General features: G+C 71.4%; 14 protein-coding genes. 11 read left to right on the forward strand and 3 right to left on the reverse strand.

The annotated features are described in order from the left end of the window. Positions 1-1850: family 20 glycosylhydrolase (locus ABZS66_RS51905; RefSeq protein WP_354770672.1), on the forward strand; the 1850-nt coding region annotated here is incomplete at its 5' end. Positions 1851-2106: 256 nt separating this feature from the next. Here ABZS66_RS51905 and ABZS66_RS51910 read toward each other — a convergent pair. Further along, positions 2107-2328, reverse strand: a complete 222-nt coding sequence (locus ABZS66_RS51910; RefSeq protein WP_354770673.1) for a hypothetical protein — start codon at positions 2326-2328, stop codon at positions 2107-2109. A gap of 110 nt (positions 2329-2438) precedes the next feature. On the opposite strand from ABZS66_RS51910, the gene ABZS66_RS51915 reads away from it, so the two are divergent. Further along, a complete protein-coding gene (locus ABZS66_RS51915) occupies positions 2439-3053 on the forward strand; it encodes a TetR family transcriptional regulator C-terminal domain-containing protein (protein ID WP_354770674.1) in 615 nt (204 codons plus the stop codon). A gap of 195 nt (positions 3054-3248) precedes the next feature. Continuing rightward, complete coding sequence (locus ABZS66_RS51920) at positions 3249-3884, forward strand: DUF998 domain-containing protein (RefSeq protein ID WP_354770675.1); 636 nt, start codon at positions 3249-3251, stop codon at positions 3882-3884. A 155-nt stretch (positions 3885-4039) separates the two neighbouring features. Here ABZS66_RS51920 and ABZS66_RS51925 read toward each other — a convergent pair whose 3' ends face one another. Then, entirely contained in the window at positions 4040-4432 is a 393-nt protein-coding gene (locus ABZS66_RS51925) for a hypothetical protein (RefSeq protein WP_354770677.1), read from the reverse strand. Between the two features lie 506 nt (positions 4433-4938). On the opposite strand from ABZS66_RS51925, the gene ABZS66_RS51930 reads away from it, so the two are divergent. From ABZS66_RS51930 to ABZS66_RS51965, 8 genes are all read left to right on the forward strand, one after another. Further along, on the forward strand, positions 4939-5937 hold the full coding sequence (locus ABZS66_RS51930) for a putative zinc-binding metallopeptidase (RefSeq protein ID WP_354770679.1): 999 nt from the start codon (positions 4939-4941) through the stop codon (positions 5935-5937). 46 nt (positions 5938-5983) lie between these two features. Further along, on the forward strand, positions 5984-9358 hold the full coding sequence (locus ABZS66_RS51935) for a transglutaminase family protein (protein ID WP_354770681.1): 3375 nt from the start codon (positions 5984-5986) through the stop codon (positions 9356-9358). A 31-nt stretch (positions 9359-9389) separates the two neighbouring features. After that, positions 9390-11996, forward strand: coding sequence for a circularly permuted type 2 ATP-grasp protein (locus tag ABZS66_RS51940; RefSeq protein WP_354770683.1), 2607 nt, complete (start codon positions 9390-9392; stop codon positions 11994-11996). Then, positions 11993-12859, forward strand: a complete 867-nt coding sequence (locus ABZS66_RS51945; RefSeq protein WP_354770684.1) for a transglutaminase family protein — start codon at positions 11993-11995, stop codon at positions 12857-12859. The genes ABZS66_RS51940 and ABZS66_RS51945 overlap by 4 nt, the downstream gene beginning before the upstream one ends. A 467-nt stretch (positions 12860-13326) precedes the next feature. After that, on the forward strand, positions 13327-13653 hold the full coding sequence (locus tag ABZS66_RS51950) for a hypothetical protein (RefSeq protein WP_354770686.1): 327 nt from the start codon (positions 13327-13329) through the stop codon (positions 13651-13653). 124 nt (positions 13654-13777) lie between these two features. Further along, on the forward strand, positions 13778-14185 hold the full coding sequence (locus tag ABZS66_RS51955) for a hypothetical protein (protein ID WP_354770688.1): 408 nt from the start codon (positions 13778-13780) through the stop codon (positions 14183-14185). A 277-nt stretch (positions 14186-14462) separates the two neighbouring features. Beyond that, on the forward strand, positions 14463-14957 hold the full coding sequence (locus ABZS66_RS51960) for a hypothetical protein (RefSeq protein ID WP_354770690.1): 495 nt from the start codon (positions 14463-14465) through the stop codon (positions 14955-14957). Between the two features lie 389 nt (positions 14958-15346). Then, the gene (locus tag ABZS66_RS51965) at positions 15347-17524 is read left to right on the forward strand and encodes a tetratricopeptide repeat protein (protein WP_354770692.1); all 2178 of its coding nucleotides are present in this window, start codon (positions 15347-15349) and stop codon (positions 17522-17524) included. A 101-nt stretch (positions 17525-17625) separates the two neighbouring features. Here ABZS66_RS51965 and ABZS66_RS51970 read toward each other — a convergent pair whose 3' ends face one another. Then, on the reverse strand, positions 17626-18108 hold the full coding sequence (locus ABZS66_RS51970) for a DUF1877 family protein (protein WP_354770693.1): 483 nt from the start codon (positions 18106-18108) through the stop codon (positions 17626-17628). Between the last annotated feature and the right edge of the window lie 406 nt (positions 18109-18514).

Genomic DNA, 18514 nt, shown 5'->3' on the forward strand with positions numbered 1-18514 from the left:
ACTTCTTCGGCGTGGACACGGTCAAGCGGTACATCGACGACATCGCACAGTACAAGCTCAACACCCTGCACCTGCACCTCTCCGACGACCAGGGCTGGCGCATCGTCATCGACGCCTGGCCCCGGCTGGCCACCTACGGCGGCAGCACCCAGGTCGGCGGCGGCGCAGGCGGCTACTACACCAAGGCGCAGTACACCGACATCGTGAACTACGCCGCCGCCCGGCACATCACCATCGTCCCGGAAATCGACATGCCCGGCCACACCAACGCGGCACTCGCCTCTTACGCCGAGCTCAACTGCAACAACACGGCCCCGCCGCTCTACACCGGCACGAACGTCGGCTTCAGCTCGCTGTGCGTCAGCAAGGAGGTCACGTACACCTTCGTGCAGCAGGTGCTCAACGAGCTCGCCGCCATCACCCCTGGGCCGTATCTGCACATCGGCGGCGACGAGGCATCGAGCACACCGGCGGCGGACTACACCACGTTCATGAACCGAATCCAGCCGTTCGTCGGCGCGGCCGGCAAGACCGTCGTCGGCTGGCACCAGATCGGGCAGGCCAACCACACGACGAACCGCGTCGCGCAGTACTGGGGAACGTCCACATCGGACGCGGACCTCAGCGCAGCGGTGAGCAAAGGCGACAAGATCCTGCTGTCGCCGGCGAACAAGACGTACCTCGACATGAAGTACACCAACTCGACCCCGCTCGGTCTGACCTGGGCCGGCCTCATCGAGGTGCAGACCGCCTACAACTGGGACCCGGGCGCCTACCTCTCCGGTGTGCCGGCCAGCGCGATCATCGGCGTCGAGGCGCCGATGTGGTCGGAGACGCTCACCAAGCTGGCCGACATCGAGTTCATGGCGTTCCCGCGGATGCCGGCCCTGGCCGAGCTGGCGTGGTCGCCGCAGGCGGTACGTAACTGGGACACGTTCAAGGTGCGGCTCGGCGCGCAGGGCCCCCGCTGGACGGTGCAAGGGATCACCTTCTACAGCTCGCCGCAGGTCCCGTGGGGCACGCAGCAGACGACGCGCAGCGCATACACCCAGATCCAGGCCGAGAGCTACAACGCCCAGACCGGGACGCAGACCGAGACCACCACCGACACCGGCGGCGGCCAGAGCATCGGCTACGTCACGCCCGGCGACACGCTCGCCTACGACCTCGACTTCGGCGCGGCGTCGCCGGCCTCGGTCACGACCCGGCTGGCCTCCGGCGCGTCCAGCGGCACCATCCAGTACCGCCTCGACTCCACCACCGGCCCGATCATCGCCAGCGTCCCCGTCACCTCCACCGGCGGCTGGCAGACCTGGACCACCAACACCACCAACCTGACCGGCGCGGCCACCGGCGTGCACCGGCTGTACCTCACCTTCACCGGCACCGCGGGCACCGACTTCGTCAACCTCAACTGGCTCCAGTTCAACGCCGGCGGCGGACTGCCCAACGCGTACAGCGTGCGGCAGGCGGAGAGCTTCAGCAGCCAGTCCGGCACCCAGACCGAAACCACCACCGACACCGGCGGCGGCCAGAACATCGGCTACGTCACGCCCGGCGACACGCTCGCCTACACCAACGTGGATTTCGGCACCCCGACCGCGGCGTCGGTGACCACCCGGCTGGCCTCCGGCGCGTCCAGCGGCACCATCCAGTACCGCCTCGACTCCACCACCGGCCCGATCATCGCCAGCGTCCCCGTCACCTCCACCGGCGGCTGGCAGACCTGGACCACCAACACCACCAACCTGACCGCCACGGCCACCGGCGTCCACACGGTGTACCTCACCTTCACCGGCACCGCAGGTGTCGACTTCGTCAACCTCAACTGGTTCCAGTTCAACCGGTAGCGCCTGTTGCACACCGTGCGGCCCGGCTTCCGGGCGACCAAGATGTCGCGCCGGATGGACTGGTACACGCGGTGGCGGAAGACGTCGTAGGGTGCGTCGTCCAGCACCTCGAGGCCGGCGGCGGCGAACACGCCGCCGCCGGCCTCCTCGCGCCGCGCCACGAACGTGTGCCGGCAGGCCACGCTCTCTCAGTCGACCTTCCGACCGCAGACGATGGTCACCTGGACCGTCGCCCGCGGGCGGGTGCCGGCCTTGGCTATCGGCCGGAACCGGAGCGGCGGACGTTCGCCCCGCCCACGGCTGCCAAGGCGGCGCCGATGAGGGTCATCAGCACGAAGCAGCCCAGTTGAGTAGGGAAGCCACCCGGTAGCCACTGCAGGACGCCGGCATTGTCATGGTCGGCGAGCAGTCGGATGCCACCCTGCGCTCCCAGAACCAGCAGGACCATGCCCAGAACCAGCACAACGACGCGCCCCATAGCAATCTCCAGTCTTCATGCAGTGCGTTGTGGTCCGATCGAACCATAACAGAATTGGTACGATCGGACCACATCCGTTCAGAGCCGCAACCTGCCCAAGGAACAGCTACATGCCCCGACAGGTCGATCACGAGGAACGCCGACGTCGGCTCGCCGAAGCCGTCTGGAGACTCGCTGCCCGCAGCGGTCTGGAAGACGTCACATTGCGCCACGTTGCCGCCGAAGCCGGCGTCCCGGCACGGCAGCTGCAGTACTACTTCGGCACTCGCGAGCACCTGCTGCTGGGCGCGTTGGAGATCCTGAACGCTGACGCCGAACGGCGTGCGGCCCAACGGATGAGCGACCTCGGTCCGGACCCGTCCCCGCGAGCCGTGGTACGGGCGATCCTGCTGGAACTACTTCCCCTGGACGACGAGCGGCGCAGGACACAAGTCGTGCACGCCGCGTACTTCGTGCGCTTCCTGACCGATCCCGCCTTGGCTCTGTCCGTGCGGGACAGCCCGCACGCACTCGAAGACCTGGTTGCGTCACTGCTACACCTTGGCCAAGAACTGGGCCACGTGAACCCGGACCTGGACCCGCAAGCCGAAGCGGCCTTCCTCGTAGCTGGCGCGCAAGGACTGCAGCCGCCCGTTCTACTCGGGCAATACACACCGCAGCTCGCCGTGAACCTGGTCGACCGGCAGCTCGACCGGCTCTTCGCCGGTCACCGTCAAGACGCGTGACCAACGAGCCGGCCCAACCCTCAGATGGCCTGTCGATCGCGGGTAACCGAACAACTGCTGGAAGCAGTGGGGCGGCATCGGATTGCCGGACACGCGTTTGGGGCCTGAGCGGCTTGGTGCTGGTCCCTGGTACGGCTGGGCGGATCTGCCGTTCGGCAGATGTGGGTGGGCCGGCCCGGCGGCAGGCTGACCGGCATGAGATCAGCATCAGTTCGGTTCGGTGCCGCGTGTTGGGTGCTCGCCGCCGTCGTGTTCCTTGCCGCGCACCTGGTGGTACAGGCGGCCTGGTCGCAGCCGTACAGCTGGGCCCATCACAACATCAGCGACCTCGGCAACGTGACCTGCGGGCTCTGGGGTGACGACCGGCGGTATGTGTGCTCGCCGCGGCACGCCTGGATGAACGCCGCCCTGGTGGTGTCCGGCCTGTTGCTGGCGGCCGGAGTGCTGTTGCTGCGGCGGTATTGGCGGACCCGTACCGCGCCGGCCCTGCTGCTCGCAGCGGCCGTAGCCTGGGTGCTGGTCGGGTTCGTGCCGGCCGACGTGCACCTGGAGTGGCATCTGCTCGGCGCTGTCCTGATCTTCTTCGCCGGCAACGTCGGCCTGCTCCTGGCCGGTCGCAGTGGCTGGCCCGCTCCGCTGCGCCAGCTCGCGGTGTTGACCGGCGTGTTCGGTCTGGCTGCGGCGGCGCTGCACCTGTCCGGCATGTACCTCGGGCTGGGCATGGGCGGTACCGAACGGGTTACCGCCTTCGCCGTGCCGGTGTGGATGGCCGCCGCCGGTCTCGCCGTGCTGCTGGGCCGCGCCGCCGCGCCCAACGCCGGCAAGATCTGATGCACGCAATTCGGCAGGACCGGAAGCCCCGGCCTCGTCGACCGGTCACCTTCCGTGAAGATCACTGTGCCGGCCACCGCGCAACAACTGCGGCACGGGCGCACCTGATCAAGCGGCCGTATGACCGCGTCGACATGCTGTTGCGGCGGTGTTGATCACCAGTCGCGCCATTCGCCAGCGGCTTCGTCGACGCCACGGCGCTCCAGCAACGCCTCGACGTCGATACCAGCATCAACGAGTACATCCTCGATGTACTCGCTCAGCTCCTCCCGGGTCATGGTCTCGATGTGTTGACCGAAATCCAGGTCGACGCCATTGAGAGCGATCACGACCCGTTCGACCGCGACCCACACTGCCTCGTCCGTCGGCGGAACCAGGCTTGCGATCTCCTGCTCGTAAGCCTCCAAGGCCCCGTCAACCGCGGCGACGAACGCCGGCGGGAAGAACGTCAGCGCGTACGCCTCGTCCGTCGACAACGTCCCCGTGGCGACCGCCGCCTCCTGCTCTGCCGTCACTCGCCGCCATTGATGGGTCAAACGTTCGATCATGGCCGACAGCGTAGGCGGCCCGCGAAGGTCCTGGCGCCCCGCACCGCGCCGGGGCGGTATCAGATGCGGGAGGGCAACTCCGACCGGAAGCACGCCAGGACGGAGCTAGCTCCAGGCCACGGCTCGCACGGACGGCGGCCATGAGTGCGCACCGGATCATGCTGGTCGGTCATCCCGGTGCGTCGTGGATCGCGGCCTTGGTGCCGCCCGCAATCGCGTCGCGCCCGGGGTGCCCCGGGTGTTGGGCGCAGGTCCGACACGCGCTGTTTCCCAACGCCCTGACCTGGTCGGTCTGGTTGGCGATACCGCACGACTGACCGGGGCCGGTGCCCGTTGGGCCCTGCCTGGGACGGTCAATCGCGCCATCCCTACCTGACGGGTAATGGTGGCGGAAGCGGCTGCCAGAGGGCCGCTTCCCGCGCTGCTGGGCGCGGCCGGACGTGTGGGCCGGGCCGATTCGGGGAACACAGGCGGTGTCGTCGGCGTGCCCGGTCCCGGAGGTGGCGGTGCAACCCTTTGCGTGTGGCAACTGCAGTTCCCTGACGTTCTTCGGTGATCTGACCTGCCTGGCCTGTGGGAGCGACCTCGCCTTCGACCGTGACGGGCGGCGTCTGGTGGTGCTCGGGGAGGACGCGGTGCTGCCGTGTGCGAACCGGGAGCTGATCGGCTGCGACTGGGCGGCGCCGGCGCCCGGCGCGTTGTGCGGGTCGTGCGCGCTGACCAGGACCCGGCCCGCCGACGGGCGGGACGCGGACCTGGCCGCGTGGCGGGTCGTCGAGGCGGCGAAACGGCACCTGCTCGTCGACCTCGACACGCTCGGCTGGACCCTGGCGGGTGCGCCGGCCGGTGACACGACGTTGCGCTTCGACCTGCTGTCCAGCGCATACGAGCCGATCGTCACCGGACGGGACGGCGACGTCATCACCGTCGACCTCGCCGAAGGGTTCGACCCGCACCGGGAGGCGCTGCGGGTGCACCTCGGCGAGCCGTACCGGACGGTCCTGGGCCACCTGCGGCACGAGGTCGGGCACTGGTTCCAGGACATGCTGCGCGGGCTCGGCCGGCTCGACGGGTACGCGGCGGTCTTCGGCGACGACAGCGCCGACTACGCCGCCGCCTTGCGCGCACACTACGACGGGACCGACGACGGCTCCTGGCAGGAGGAGCACGTGTCGCACTATGCCGCCGCGCACCCGTCGGAGGACTGGGCCGAGACGTTCGCGCACTACCTGCACATCCGGGCCGTGCTCGACACCGCCGGCGCGTGGGGGATCGCCGTGGCTGGGCCGGACGCGGAGCTGGGCATCGCGAGCAAGGTCGCCCTGTCCAGCGACCCGCGCGAGCCGGCGCGGACCGTGGACGAGCTCGTGCAGCGGTGGCTGCCGCTCACGTTCGCGCTCAACGCCGTCAACCGGGCGATGGGCCGCGACGACCTGTACCCGTTCGTGCTCGTCCCGCCGGTGCTGCACAAGCTGGAGGTCGTGCACCGTGCGCTGACGAGGTAGCACGACCGACACGCGTCGGTAACGAGCCGGCGGGACACTGCCTGACGTGACCCTGACGGTTGCCCTCGAACACCGCACCGAGTACCGGTTCGACCGCCCGGTGGTCGTCCACCCCCATGTGGTGCGCCTGCGGCCGGCGCCGCACTGCCGCACGCCGATCACCGCGTACTCGCTGACGATCGAGCCGGCGGCGCACTACGTGAACTGGCAGCAGGACCCGTTCGGCAACCATGTGGCGCGGCTGGTGTTCCCCGAACGGGCCGACGCGCTCAGCGTGGTCGTCGACCTCGTCGCGGAGCTGACCGTCGTCAACCCGTTCGACTTCTTCCTGGAGGAGTACGCCGAACGTTTCCCGTTCATGTATCCGCCGACCCTCGCCGGAGACCTGGAGCCCTACCTGGCCCGACCGGGCCGCGACCGGGTCGAGCCGGGGTCGCTGCTGCACCGGTGGGTGGAGACGTTCCAGGGCGGGGGCGGGCCTGGGCAGCGGATGGTCGATCTGCTCGTGGAGCTCAACGCGAAGCTGGCCGCCGACGTGGCGTACACCGTCCGCCTCGAGCCGGGCGTGCAGTCGCCGGAGGAGACGCTGAAGCTCGGCATCGGCTCCTGCCGCGACTCCGCGTGGCTGCTGGTGGCGATCCTGCGCCGGCTCGGCCTCGCCGCCCGGTTCGTCAGCGGCTACCTCGTTCAGCTGACCGCCGACCAGCAGGCCCTGGACGGGCCGTCCGGCCCGGCGCAGGACTTCACCGACCTGCACGCCTGGACCGAGGTGTACCTTCCCGGCGCCGGGTGGGTCGGCCTGGACCCGACGTCGGGGCTGTTCGCTGGGGAAGGGCACCTGCCGCTGTCGGCGACCCCGCACCCGTCCACGGCGGCGCCGATCACCGGCGCCACCGACCCGTGCGGCGTCGAGTTCTCCTTCGCCAACACCGTGCGGCGCATCCACCAGGACCCGCGGGTCACCCGGCCGTACGACGACACCACCTGGCAACGCGTCGACCGGCTCGGGCGGGAGGTGGACGCGGCCCTGCACCGCGGCGACGTGCGGCTGACCCAGGGCGGCGAGCCGACCTTCGTGTCCGTCGACGACATGGAGGCCGCGGAGTGGAACACCGCCGCCGACGGGCCCGCGAAACGCCGCGCCGCCGCCGACCTCGCCGGCCGGTTGAAGGCGCTGTGGGCGCCCGGCGGCGTCACCCACCACGGGCAGGGCAAATGGTATCCGGGCGAACCGCTGCCGCGCTGGCAGAGCACCGTGTACTGGCGCACCGACGCCGAACCGCTGTGGGGCGACCCGGCGCTGCTCGCCGTCCCGCACCCCGACGGCGAGCGCGGCGGCGACCGCGGTGATCTGCCCGACGGCGCCGACCCGGCCAGGGGCCTCGCCGACGCAGTCGCGCGCCGGCTCGGGCTGCCCGCCGACGTCGTGGAGCCCGCCTACGAGGACCATCGCTACCACGCCTGGCGCCGGTCGCTGGAGCCCGACGGCGAGCCGGGCGGCGACGACGTGCCCGCACCGCCGGACGCGGTGGCGCTCGGCGAGCTGCCGTCGGGCTGGGTCATGCCGCTGTTCCGGCACCCCGACGAGGACCGCTGGGCGACGTCGAACTGGCGCACCCGGCGCGGCCGGCTGGTGCTCACCCCCGGCAGCTCGCCGCTGGGGCTGCGCCTGCCGCTGGACTCGGTCGCCTGGACTCCGCCGCCGGAGGTCGCCGACCGCGACCCGTTCGAGCCCCGCCCACCGCTGCCGGCCCGGCCCCTTGGGTACACCGGCGGGGAACCGGACGGTCCGCAGGGCCCGGACGCGCCGCCGGCGGCGGTCCTGCCAGCCGAGGGGGCGCCGCGCACCGCGCTCGCCGTGGAGCTGCGCGGCGGGCTCGTGCACGTGTTCCTGCCGCCGCTGACGCACCTGGAGCACGCGGTGGAGGTGCTCGCCGCGGTCGAGGCCGCGGCCCGCGAGACCGGAACCCCGGTCGTCCTGGAGGGCTACCCGCTGCCCGGCGACCACCGGCTGCGCGCGGTCAGCGTCACCCCCGACCCCGGCGTGCTGGAGGTGAACCTGCCGCCGGCCGCCAGCTGGGACGAACTCGTGACGCTCACCCATCAGCTGTACAGCGAGGCGCGGCTGGCCCGGCTCGGCACCGAGAAGTTCGACCTCGACGGCACCCACACCGGCACCGGCGGCGGCAACCACGTCACCCTCGGCGGTGCCACCCCGGCCGACTCGCCGCTGCTGCGCCGCGCCGACCTGCTGCGCAGCATGCTCGCCTTCTGGCAGCACCACCCGAGTCTGTCCTACGTCTTCTCCGGCCGGTTCATCGGCCCGACCAGCCAGGCGCCACGGGTCGACGAGGCCCGCCCGGAGAGCCTGTACGAGCTGCAGATCGCGTTCGGTGAGCTCGACCGGCTCGCCGGTCCCGACGTCCCCGAACGCAGCCGGCCCGGCCCGTGGCTCGTCGACCGGCTGTTCCGGCACCTGCTCACCGACCTGACCGGCAACACCCACCGCGCCGAGTTCTGCATCGACAAGCTGTACAGCCCGGACTCGACCCGCGGCCGGCTCGGCCTGCTGGAGCTGCGGGCGTTCGAGATGCCACCGCACCCGCAGATGGCGCTCGTGCAGGCGCTGCTCATCCGGGCGCTGGTCGCCAGGTTCTGGGCCACGCCGTACCGCGCCGACCCGGTCCGGTGGGGCACCGACCTCCACGACCGGTTCATGCTGCCCGCGTCCGCCGCCGCCGACCTCACCGATGTCCTCACCGACCTGCGCGAGCACGGCTTCGACTTCGACCCGTCATGGTTCGACCCGTTCCTGGCGTTCCGCTTCCCGCGCATCGGCGAGGTCGAGGTCGCCGGCGTCGAACTGCGCCTGCACCAGGCCCTCGAGCCGTGGCACGTGCTCGGCGAGGAAGCCTCCAGCGGTGGTACCGCCCGCTTCGTCGACTCGTCGGTGGAGCGGCTGCAGGTGTCCGCGACCGGCCTGGTACCCGGCCGGCACCTGGTGACCTGCAACGGCATCCCGGTGCCCCTGCACCCGGTCGCCGGCGCCGCCGGGCAGGTGTTCGGCGGCGTGCGCTACCGCGCCTGGGCGCCGCCGTCCGCGCTGCACCCCACCATCGGCATCCATCACCCGCTCGTCGTGGACCTCATCGACCTGTGGAACGGCCGCAGCCTCGGCGGGTGCACGTACCATGTCGTGCACCCCGGCGGGCGCAGCTACGAGCGTTACCCGGTCAACGCCGCCGAGGCCGAGGCCCGCCGGGCCAGGCGGTTCCTCACCACGGGACACACGCCCGGCCCCGTCGACGTGGCCGCGCTGCGCGCCCTCGCGGCCGGTCAGGCCGTCACCGAGTATCCGCTGACCCTCGACCTGCGCCGGCACCCGTCCGCCACGACGGCCGCGGGTCGGGGACGTCACTGACAAACGCCCGCACGCACGGCAGGATGGCACGGTGAGTGTCGCTGCGCCGCGGGCGGATGACGAGCGCCCGGTGGCGGGCTACGCCCGGCGCACCGGCCGGGGACTGCTCGACGTCATCGACCCCGATCAGCCCGCGGCCGGCATCGACGAACTGCTCGACACCGACGGCCGGGTCCGACCCGCCAGCCGCGATCTCGCCGCCGGCATCGACCTGCTCGGCCCCGCCGGCCTGGCCGAACGCCTCGGCCAGGCGGTGCGGCTCGCCGAGGACGACGGCGTCACGTACGGGCACAGCGGCGCCGGCCGGACCGCGGGCCGGTGGCGGCTCGACCCGCTGCCCCTGGTGCTCGACGCCGCCGAATGGGCTGACCTCGAGGCGGGGCTGGTCCAGCGGGCGACCCTGCTCGACCTGATCCTCACCGACCTCTACGGCCCCCGGACACTGCTGCGCGACGGTGTGCTTCCGGCGGCGGCGGTACTGGCACACAACGGCTTCCTGCGCGAGGCCGACGGCATCCGGCTGCCCGGCGCCCACCAGCTGTTCCTCGCCGCCACCGACCTCGGCCGCGACGCCGACGGCCGCTGGCAGGTGCTTGCCGACCGGACGCAGGCGCCCGCCGGCGCCGGGTACGCGATGGAGAACCGGCGCATCGTCTCGCAGATCATGCCCGGCCTGCACCGCGACACCCGCCTCGCCAGGCTGCGCGGCTTCTTCAACGACATGCGCGCCGCGCTGCAGGAGGTCGCACCCGGGGGCGTCGAGGCGCCCCGGGTCGTGCTGCTCACCCCCGGCGCAGGCGCCGAGACCGCCTTCGACCAGGCGTTCGTCGCGACCTTGCTCGGTTTCCCGCTGGTCCGGGGCGAGGATCTCATCGTGCAGGACGGCCGGGTCTGGATGCGTGGCCTCAGCCGCCTCGAACCCGTCGATGTCGTACTGCGCCGCGTCGACGCCGCATTCACCGACCCGCTCGACCTGCGCCCCGACTCCCGCCTCGGGGTACCGGGCCTGCTCGACGCCGCCCGTCGCGGCCGGGTGTCGGTGGTCAACCCGCTCGGCAGCGGCGTGCTGGAGAACCCGGCGCTCGCCGCGCACCTGCCGGCCCTCGCGCAGCGGCTGCTCGGCGAGCCGTTGCGGCTGCCGACGCCGCGAGCCTGGTGGTGCGGCGACCCGGCGCAGCTGCGGGAGGTCCAGGCCCGCTTCGCCGGGCTCGTGGTCCGGCCCCTCGCCCGCGGCACCGGCACCTCCAGCCGGGTCGTGGCGGAGCTGACCCGCCCGCAGCGCGCCGACCTGGCCGCCCGCATCGCCGCGGAACCGGCCCTGTGGTGCGCGCAGGAGCCGCTGCCGCTGAGCACCGCACCGGTCGTCACCGCCGGCGGCCTCGAACCTCGCCCGGTGGTCCTGCGCGGCTTCGCGGTCAGCCGCGGCGACGGGTACCGGGTGATGACCGGCGGGCTGGCCCGCCTCGCCGGCCGCCCCGCCACCCGCATCGTCACCAACGCGCTCGGCGCCGTCGCCAAGGACGTGTGGGTGCCCGCCCCGGACGGCCTGCCCGGCGCGGTGGCCGACGCCGCCCCGGACGCCGCGGACCCCGGCGACCTCGCCACCGGTACCGCGCTCAGCCCGGTGCCGCGCGCCGCCGAGGATCTGTTCTGGCTCGGCCGCTACAGCGAACGCGCCGAAGGCGTCGTCCGGCTGCTGCGGGTCACCGACGACCTCGCCGAGGACTGGTCCCGCCGCCCCGGCTCGCCCGGCGCCGTCGCCCTGCGGGTCCTGCTCGACCTGCTGGAGAAGGTCACCGGCGTCGCCGACGCCGACGGTGCCCTGCTGCGGCACGCCGTCGACGCCGAGACCCCAGGCACGCTCGGCTTCGCGGTGCGCCGTACGGTCGAGACCGCCCACGCCGTGCGCGAACAGCTGTCCCTGGACACGTGGCTGGTCCTCGGCGGCCTCGACCGCGTCCTCGGCGAGCTCGCGGCGCTCGCCGGCCGCGCCGCACCCGGACTGGAACCAGCGCTGCGCCCCGCCCTCGCCCGTGTCCTGGAAGGCCTGCTCGCCCTCGCCGGCATCAGCGCCGAGTCGATGGTCCGCGACAGCGCCCACGCGTTCATGGACGCCGGCCGTCGCGTCGAACGCGCCCTGCACGTCATCGGCGTGCTCCGCGGCGCGTTCGGCGCCGCCGCGGCCCCCGCCGTGGAGACCATGGTGCTGGAGTCGGTCCTCGTCGCCGGCGAGTCCATCATCACCTACCGCCGCCGCTCCGCCGTCCGCCGTCCGGCGGCTGCCGCCGTCCTCGAACTGCTCCTGCTCGACAGCGACAACCCCCGCTCGGTCGCCTACCAGCTCGACCGCCTCGCCGAGCTGATCCGGTCCCTGCCACCCGCCGTCGACGACGGCGTCAGAGGCACCCGCGAGGACCTGGCCGGGACGCTGCAGGAGGTACGGGCCGCCGTGCACGCCGCCGCACCCGCCCGATGGTCCACAGTGGACCCCGACGGCCGGCGCGCTACGCTGCACGCCGAGCTTGACGCCCTTGAGGCCGGCCTGTCGGCACTGTCCGCGACGATCGAGACCGTGTACTTCCGCCGGCCCGCCCCGCTGCGCCCGCTGTCCGGCGCGACCGGACGGTGGCTGCGATGACGACGTACGAGGTCGCCCACCGCACCGTCTACGGCTACGACCACGAGGTGACGTCCTCCTACGGCCGCGCGTACCTCCTGCCACGCGACGCCCCCGGGCAGACCTGCCACGGTGGCCGCATCACCGCCGAGCCGGGCGCCGACGTGCTCGCCGAACGCGCCGACTTCTACGGCAACCGCGCCGCATACCTGGAGGTGCGCACCCCGCACCGGGAACTCGTCGTGGAGTGCCGCAGCCTCATCGAGGTGACCCGGCAACCGGCGGACCTCGCCACCCTGGGCACCCGCGCCTGGGACACCCCCGCCCCGCCCGCCGGCTGGGCCGACCTCGACTTCGCACTGCCGTCGCCGCTAGTACCGCTGACCGCCCGCGTCCGCCGCGTCGCCGCCGGCATCTTCCGACCCGGCCGCCCCCTCGCCGAGGCCGTGCCCGCGCTCGTCCACCACATCCACTCCACCTACCGCTACACCCCCGGCTCCACCGGCGTGACCAGCACCATCGACGACCTGCTGGACCGCGGCGAGGGTGTCTGCCAGGACTTCGCCCACCTCGCCGTCGCCTGCCTGCGCGCCGCCGGCCTGCCCGCCCGCTACGTCAGCGGCTACCTGGAGACCACCCCTCCCCCGGGTCAGCCGAAGCTGCAGGGCGTCGACGCTTCGCACGCCTGGGCGTCGGTCCTGCTGCCCGGCCTCGGCTGGGTCGACCTCGACCCGACGAACGACCGCCTCGTCGATGCGACGTACATCGTGACCGCCTGGGGACGCGACTACGCCGACGTCCCACCACTGAAGGGCGTCATCTTCAGCACCAGCACATCAAGCACCCTGACCGTCGCCGTGGACGTCCGCGCGCTGACCCGCTGACGCGCGCGCTCCGCAGCGTCCAGAACCTGATCGTACCGATGGCACCCTGGACCGGGCGGCCGTGAACGGTACCGCTGTTGGTGCTGGACCGCCCAGACTCCAGCCGTTCCCCCATCCGCCTGGCAACGACGCCCTAGCGGCAAAGCCAGACGCCTGCTCCTTCGTGCCGGATGATGTGTCCGTCCGGCCGGCCAACGCAAACCGCGGCGCCATCGACCCAGACATGCTCGTCACGGCGTAGAAAGACTGGATTCGGAAGTTCTACTGCCCAGTCACCAGCCTCAACCATGGTCACGACGGTCAACCTGGTCACAAGAACAGGCTCCGTCCGGATTGCCCCAGCGGAGTCATCGCCCATGCCGAGCTGCATGCAACCAGACTATCGAGCCACGGACACCCCGCCTGCGGTATGAGCGTGCGCAGGTGGTGGTCGTCGGCGGGAAGCAGCAATCAGTACGATTATCGGCGTGCCTGGCCTGCTCGAGGTCGTGACCCACCTGAGCGACATCCCGGCTGGTGACGGATTTTCGCCCGGTCCGACGATCTACGCCACGAAGCCGTGGACGCTGCGTGCTGATGCGGTGGTACTCAGGGGCGACGACGACCCCGAGGGAGGCACGACCGAATCCGGCCACCACTATCTGTTGGAGGTCGACCTCGCGCTCGAGGCCATCGAGGTATGGAGCAACTGGCGTGGCGGAACGACGCCAACCCCGGAGGAGGCAACGTTGGCCGTCATCTACTACGCCGAGCACGACGCGTACCAGCCGCTGGCACAGCGCGAGCCGCATTGAGGCCCGGGACGGCTTGACGACGCTCTGTGATCGCGCCTGTCCGGCCAACGCGCACGCGTTGCGGCAGATCCGGAAAGCGGTGCCGCCGACGCGAGGGGCCGCAAGGGTGCGGGACAATGCCCCGATGGACGATCACCGGCGATGCCGTCTTTCCATCAGCGACGGCGAGTTGGAGCTTGCCGGGCCGCCGGCTGGCCTCCGCGCTCTCGGCCGGCTGCTGCGCCAGCATCCTGACCCCATTGAGGTGGCGATCACCGGCGGGGTTGTCGGTCAAGAGGCGACTGCCGGCCCGCTGCTTGTCTGTCAGCATAGCGGGGCCACGCTGCATTTCTCTGGTGGTCGTGAGTATCTCGACATCATTTGGGATGCGCTCGACGGTGTGGCTGAGCAAGCCGAGACCGCCGATGACCGGACAGTCAACCGGCATCAGCACATCGAGTACTTTCCTGGGGACCGCTACCGGTCGCCGGAATCAGTCCCATTGGTCATCGTGGCCGACTGGCCAGACGCGCCGCAGCAGCTGACGCACTGATCTCGGCAGATCAGTGCGCCGACCGGTCACCACTGGCCGACCGTCCCACCGCGTGACACCCCGCCCTGGACCTCGCGCGCACGGTCGGCACGCGGCGGTCCCTGGAGGCGTGCTGCTGGTCTATACGAGTTCGCCCTGAGCCACCGATGGCCTAGCCCAGGTCAAGCTGGCGATCAGCCGTCGTTTCGGCATGGTTGTGACGGAGTAAGCTGCAAGCTGACTCGCCAGGACCTGACTTGACTCGCGCCGCCTGGTCGCGCCGCTGGAGGATGTCACGGTGATCGCACTGCCACATGACGACTCCGGGTTGTCCAAGGCCACCTGGACAGACGCCGATTTCGCGAACATGGGCTGGCACGACTGCCGAGTGCACGCCATCAGCGTCGGCGTCTACGACGACGCAACGCTCCCGCCCGCCCGGCTGCTGCTGGATCTCGACTACATCGTGCGCTGGGTCGAGCCAGCCGAGAATGATCAGCCATTCAGCTTCTGGATCGCGCCCGCAACCCTCGTGTTCGAACAGGCCTGGAACATCACGGGCCGGCTCGGACCGCTGCACGACTTGATGGAGATCGCCGACGTGCACCGGCTTGCCGCGCCGGACGGCCAGCCGGACCCCGAATGGCATATCGAGGGTCAAAACTTCGACCTACGCCTCCGCGCGCACCGATACACCCAATATCTCCGGCTGCCACCACAGCATGTCGGACGGCAGATCCTCACGATGGCCGAACGCGGCGGACCAAGCTTTGCCGAGCAGTCATACGCGTAGCGCTGGCCGGGATGCCGGCGGCAGCTGCGGTTACGGTCCACTCCCCCGACCCAACCGCACCCTGCAAGCTGACGCCGACCAGCTGCCAGACCCGGCTGCCCGGCCAGCCCGTCGCCTACCCCACCCCTGCGCCGGTGGCTGCGAGAGCTTAAAATTCCCGCTCGGCCAGGCCCGCGTCTCCGCGCTGCGCCAACTCGTGCTCTACACGCCTGCCCCCGTCATCGCCGACGCGCTCGACTTCCACCAGACCATCACCACCAGGCAGCACGCGCACGCGGGCGGGACTTGGCATCACTCCCCCGGCCGCCGCACTCTCGCTGTCCGACAGGCGTGACCGACAGTGCTGGTGGTCGATGTCTCCGTTTGCGGTCACGGTCGATGATGGTGCGGTGACTCGTCGGGTATTCGGCCGCCGCCCGTCGCGGCGTCTGCGCCGTACCGGGATCGTCCTGGCCGTCGTCGCGGTGCTGTTCGCCGGCGTTGCCATACTGGTGTGGTGGTGGCCGTCCGGGTGGGCGGTGCCACGGTTGGGGTGGAAGGGCACCGAACAGGCCGGCTGGATCGCCGGCATCGCCAGCGGGGTGCTGTCGCTGATCAGCACCATCGCGGCGGTCGCCGCCTTTTTCCCTCGGGCCGTGCCCACGCAACGGCCGGGCCGCCTTGTGGGCCTGGTGCAGGTTGGGCGGGTGCCGCCGCCGGCGGCGTGGCTGCAGGACCGGTCCACCCGCATTGACCTGGCCCGGGCCGCGCGGGCCGGGCGCACGGCAGTGCTGACCCAGGTGCTGTCCGGGATGGGCGGGGTCGGCAAGACCCAGCTCGCCGCCCAGTTCGCCCGCCAGCTCGCCGCGTCCGGTGAGCTCGACGTGCTGGTGTGGGTGACCGCCGCCGGTCAGGACGCGATCGTCGCCGGGTACGCCGAAGCCGCCCGCGCCCTGCACCTCGCCGATGCGAACACCGACCCGCAGACCGCCGCGGAACGGTTCACCGGCTGGTTGGAGCGCACCGACCAGCGGTGGTTAATCGTGCTGGACAACCTCGACACCCCCGCCGACGCCACCGGCTGGTGGGCACCGGCCAACCGCAACGGCCGCGCCGTGGTCACCACCCGCCGCCGCGACGCCGTGCTGCACACCGACCATCGCACCATGATTGACGTCGGACTGTTCACCCCCGGCGAGGCCGTCGCCTACCTTAGCCACGCCATCGGCACCCCCGCCGAACCCGACGAGGTTGCCGGACTCGCCGCCGACCTCGGCTACCTGCCGCTCGCGATGGCGCAGGCCGCGGCGTTCATCCGCGACCGCGGCATCGACTGCGCCACCTACCGCCGCCGCCTCGCCGATCAGCGCGAGCGGCTGGCCGACCTCACTCCCGCCGAGGATGCCCTGCCCGACGACCATCGCAGCACTGTCGCCGCGACCTGGGCCCTCTCGCTCGACGCCGCCGACACCAGCCCACCCCGCGGCCTGGCCCGACCCCTGCTCGACATCGCCGCCCTGCTCGACCCCAACGGCATCCCGGCCGCCCTGTTCACCACCAGTGCCGTTCGCGAACACCTCAGCCACATCCTCGCCGACACGGCTGCCGCGGCCGGGCCGGGCATCGGCGTCCAGCCCGTCACAGACGCGCTGCACAACCTGCACCGGCTCAACCTGATCACCCACGACCACACCACCGGCACCGTGCGCATCCACGCGCTCATCCAGCGCGCCACCCGCGACCAACTCCACCCCGACCAGCTCGGCGCCCTCGCCCACGCCACCGCCGACGCCCTAGCCGGCACCTGGCCCGAGGTCGAACGCGCGGCCTACGCCCAGACCCTGCACGCCAACACCACGGCCCTCCGCGACAACACCGGCGACCACCTCCTCACCCCCGACGCACATGAGGTGCTCTTCACCGCAGCCAGCAGCCTTGGCGACGCCGGCCTGGTCCAACGCGCGATCACCGTCTTTCAGGACCTGCATGAGGACTGCCTGCGGGTGCTCGGCCCGGACCACCCCGGCACCCTCGCCACCCGCCACAACCTCGCCTGGTGGCGGGGCGAGGCCGGGGACCCTGCTGGCGCAGCCACCACCTTCGAACAGCTACTCACCGACTACCTGCGGGTCCTTGGTCCCGACCACCCCGGCACCCTCGCCACCCGCTACCACCTCGCCCGGTGGCGGGGCGAGGCCGGGGACCATGCCGACGCAGCCACCACCTTCGAACAGCTACTCACCGACCAGCTGCGCGTCCTCGGCCCCGACCACCCCGGCACCCTCGCCACCCGCCGCAACCTCGCCCGGTGGCGGGGCGAGGCCGGGGACCATGCCGACGCAGCCACCGCCCTCGACCAGCTACTCACCGACTACCTGCGGGTCCTTGGTCCCGACCACCCCGGCACCCTCGCCACCCGCAACAACCTCGCCCGGTGGCGCGGCGAGGCCGGGGACCCAGCCGGCGCAGCCACCGCCCTCGACCAGCTACTCACCGACTACCTGCGGGTCCTCGGCCCCGACCACCCCGACACCCTCGCCACCCGCAACAACCTCGCCTCCTGGCGGGGCGAGGCCGGGAACGGCTAAGCCTCCAGCACACGAAGCGTCGATCATGAAGAAAACAGGCCGCCGCGCACGATCGGCGGCATGAGCGGACGTCGGGCGGGCCGCTGCCGTGCTGTCCCGGCCTACTGATCGACAGTGAAGATGACGGCCCGTCCGGCGGCGGCTGCCTTGCGGTAGAAGTCGCGTACCTGCGTGAACCAGTACCAGGTGTACTCGAAGTCCTCATCGCTGAGCACACCCTGATAGTTCGTCGGGTCGATGCGATCGTAGCGCTGCCGCATCCACGCCTCGTCCACAGCTTCGAGCGCCGCAGCCACCTGGGCCACCTCATTGGCCAGCACATGGGTCACGACGTACTCATCGCCCTCGTGATGGTGGCCGCCGCCCAGGACGGCCATGTCGAGCGGGGACATGCCCCGACCACTGCCGAGGGTCCCGTCGCTAAGGCACCGGTGCATGGCGTCCCACGCCTTGTCGGTCTCGCAGTCCAGAGGCTCACCGTCCCAGTCGCCCATCTCGACCTCCCAGACGAACGCTCGGACCTCGTCGTCATCGCGGGTCGCCATCAGCGCGGCTTCCTGGTCAGCTGTGAGCGCGAAGAACATCCCTCGACATGCCACGGCCGCACGGTACCCGAATCGGTCGGCAGTGCAGGCATTCCGATTGACGTCGAGGTCGACATTCCGAACCGGCAGGGCAACATGCGGTGGAGGCACGCGCTTCGCGGCTACTTGTTAACTGGCGGTACGACCGCAGCCCGGCCAGGCTTGGTCGAGGTGACCGGCGGGGTCGCTCTCATTGCGGCTGCCCACCGCGGTTTGGTGTGGCTCTCTCATGGCATGCGTCCTGCCGGTCACCGTGGCGCGGAGAGGCTCCAGAGGGGTTTGCCCAGCTCGAAGTAGCGCTGCCCTCCTCGCCGACATCAGCAGCGTCGGATCGAGGAGGATCGGATTGGCCCGCGTCATCATCGGGATGGACCCGCACAAGCGGTCCGCCACTATCGAAGTCATC

Origin of the sequence: Dactylosporangium sp. NPDC005572 (genome assembly GCF_040605515.1) — a bacterium.
GTDB lineage: Bacteria > Actinomycetota > Actinomycetes > Mycobacteriales > Micromonosporaceae > Dactylosporangium.

Coding starts and splice junctions, on each gene's coding strand:
- ABZS66_RS51955 (WP_354770688.1), top strand. CDS start 13,778: ATGGACGATCACCGGCGATGCCGTCTTTCCATCAGCGACGGCGAGTTG.
- ABZS66_RS51970 (WP_354770693.1), bottom strand. CDS start 18,108: ATGTTCTTCGCGCTCACAGCTGACCAGGAAGCCGCGCTGATGGCGACC.
- ABZS66_RS51925 (WP_354770677.1), bottom strand. CDS start 4,432: ATGATCGAACGTTTGACCCATCAATGGCGGCGAGTGACGGCAGAGCAG.
- ABZS66_RS51920 (WP_354770675.1), top strand. CDS start 3,249: ATGAGATCAGCATCAGTTCGGTTCGGTGCCGCGTGTTGGGTGCTCGCC.
- ABZS66_RS51915 (WP_354770674.1), top strand. CDS start 2,439: ATGCCCCGACAGGTCGATCACGAGGAACGCCGACGTCGGCTCGCCGAA.
- ABZS66_RS51910 (WP_354770673.1), bottom strand. CDS start 2,328: ATGGGGCGCGTCGTTGTGCTGGTTCTGGGCATGGTCCTGCTGGTTCTG.
- ABZS66_RS51945 (WP_354770684.1), top strand. CDS start 11,993: ATGACGACGTACGAGGTCGCCCACCGCACCGTCTACGGCTACGACCAC.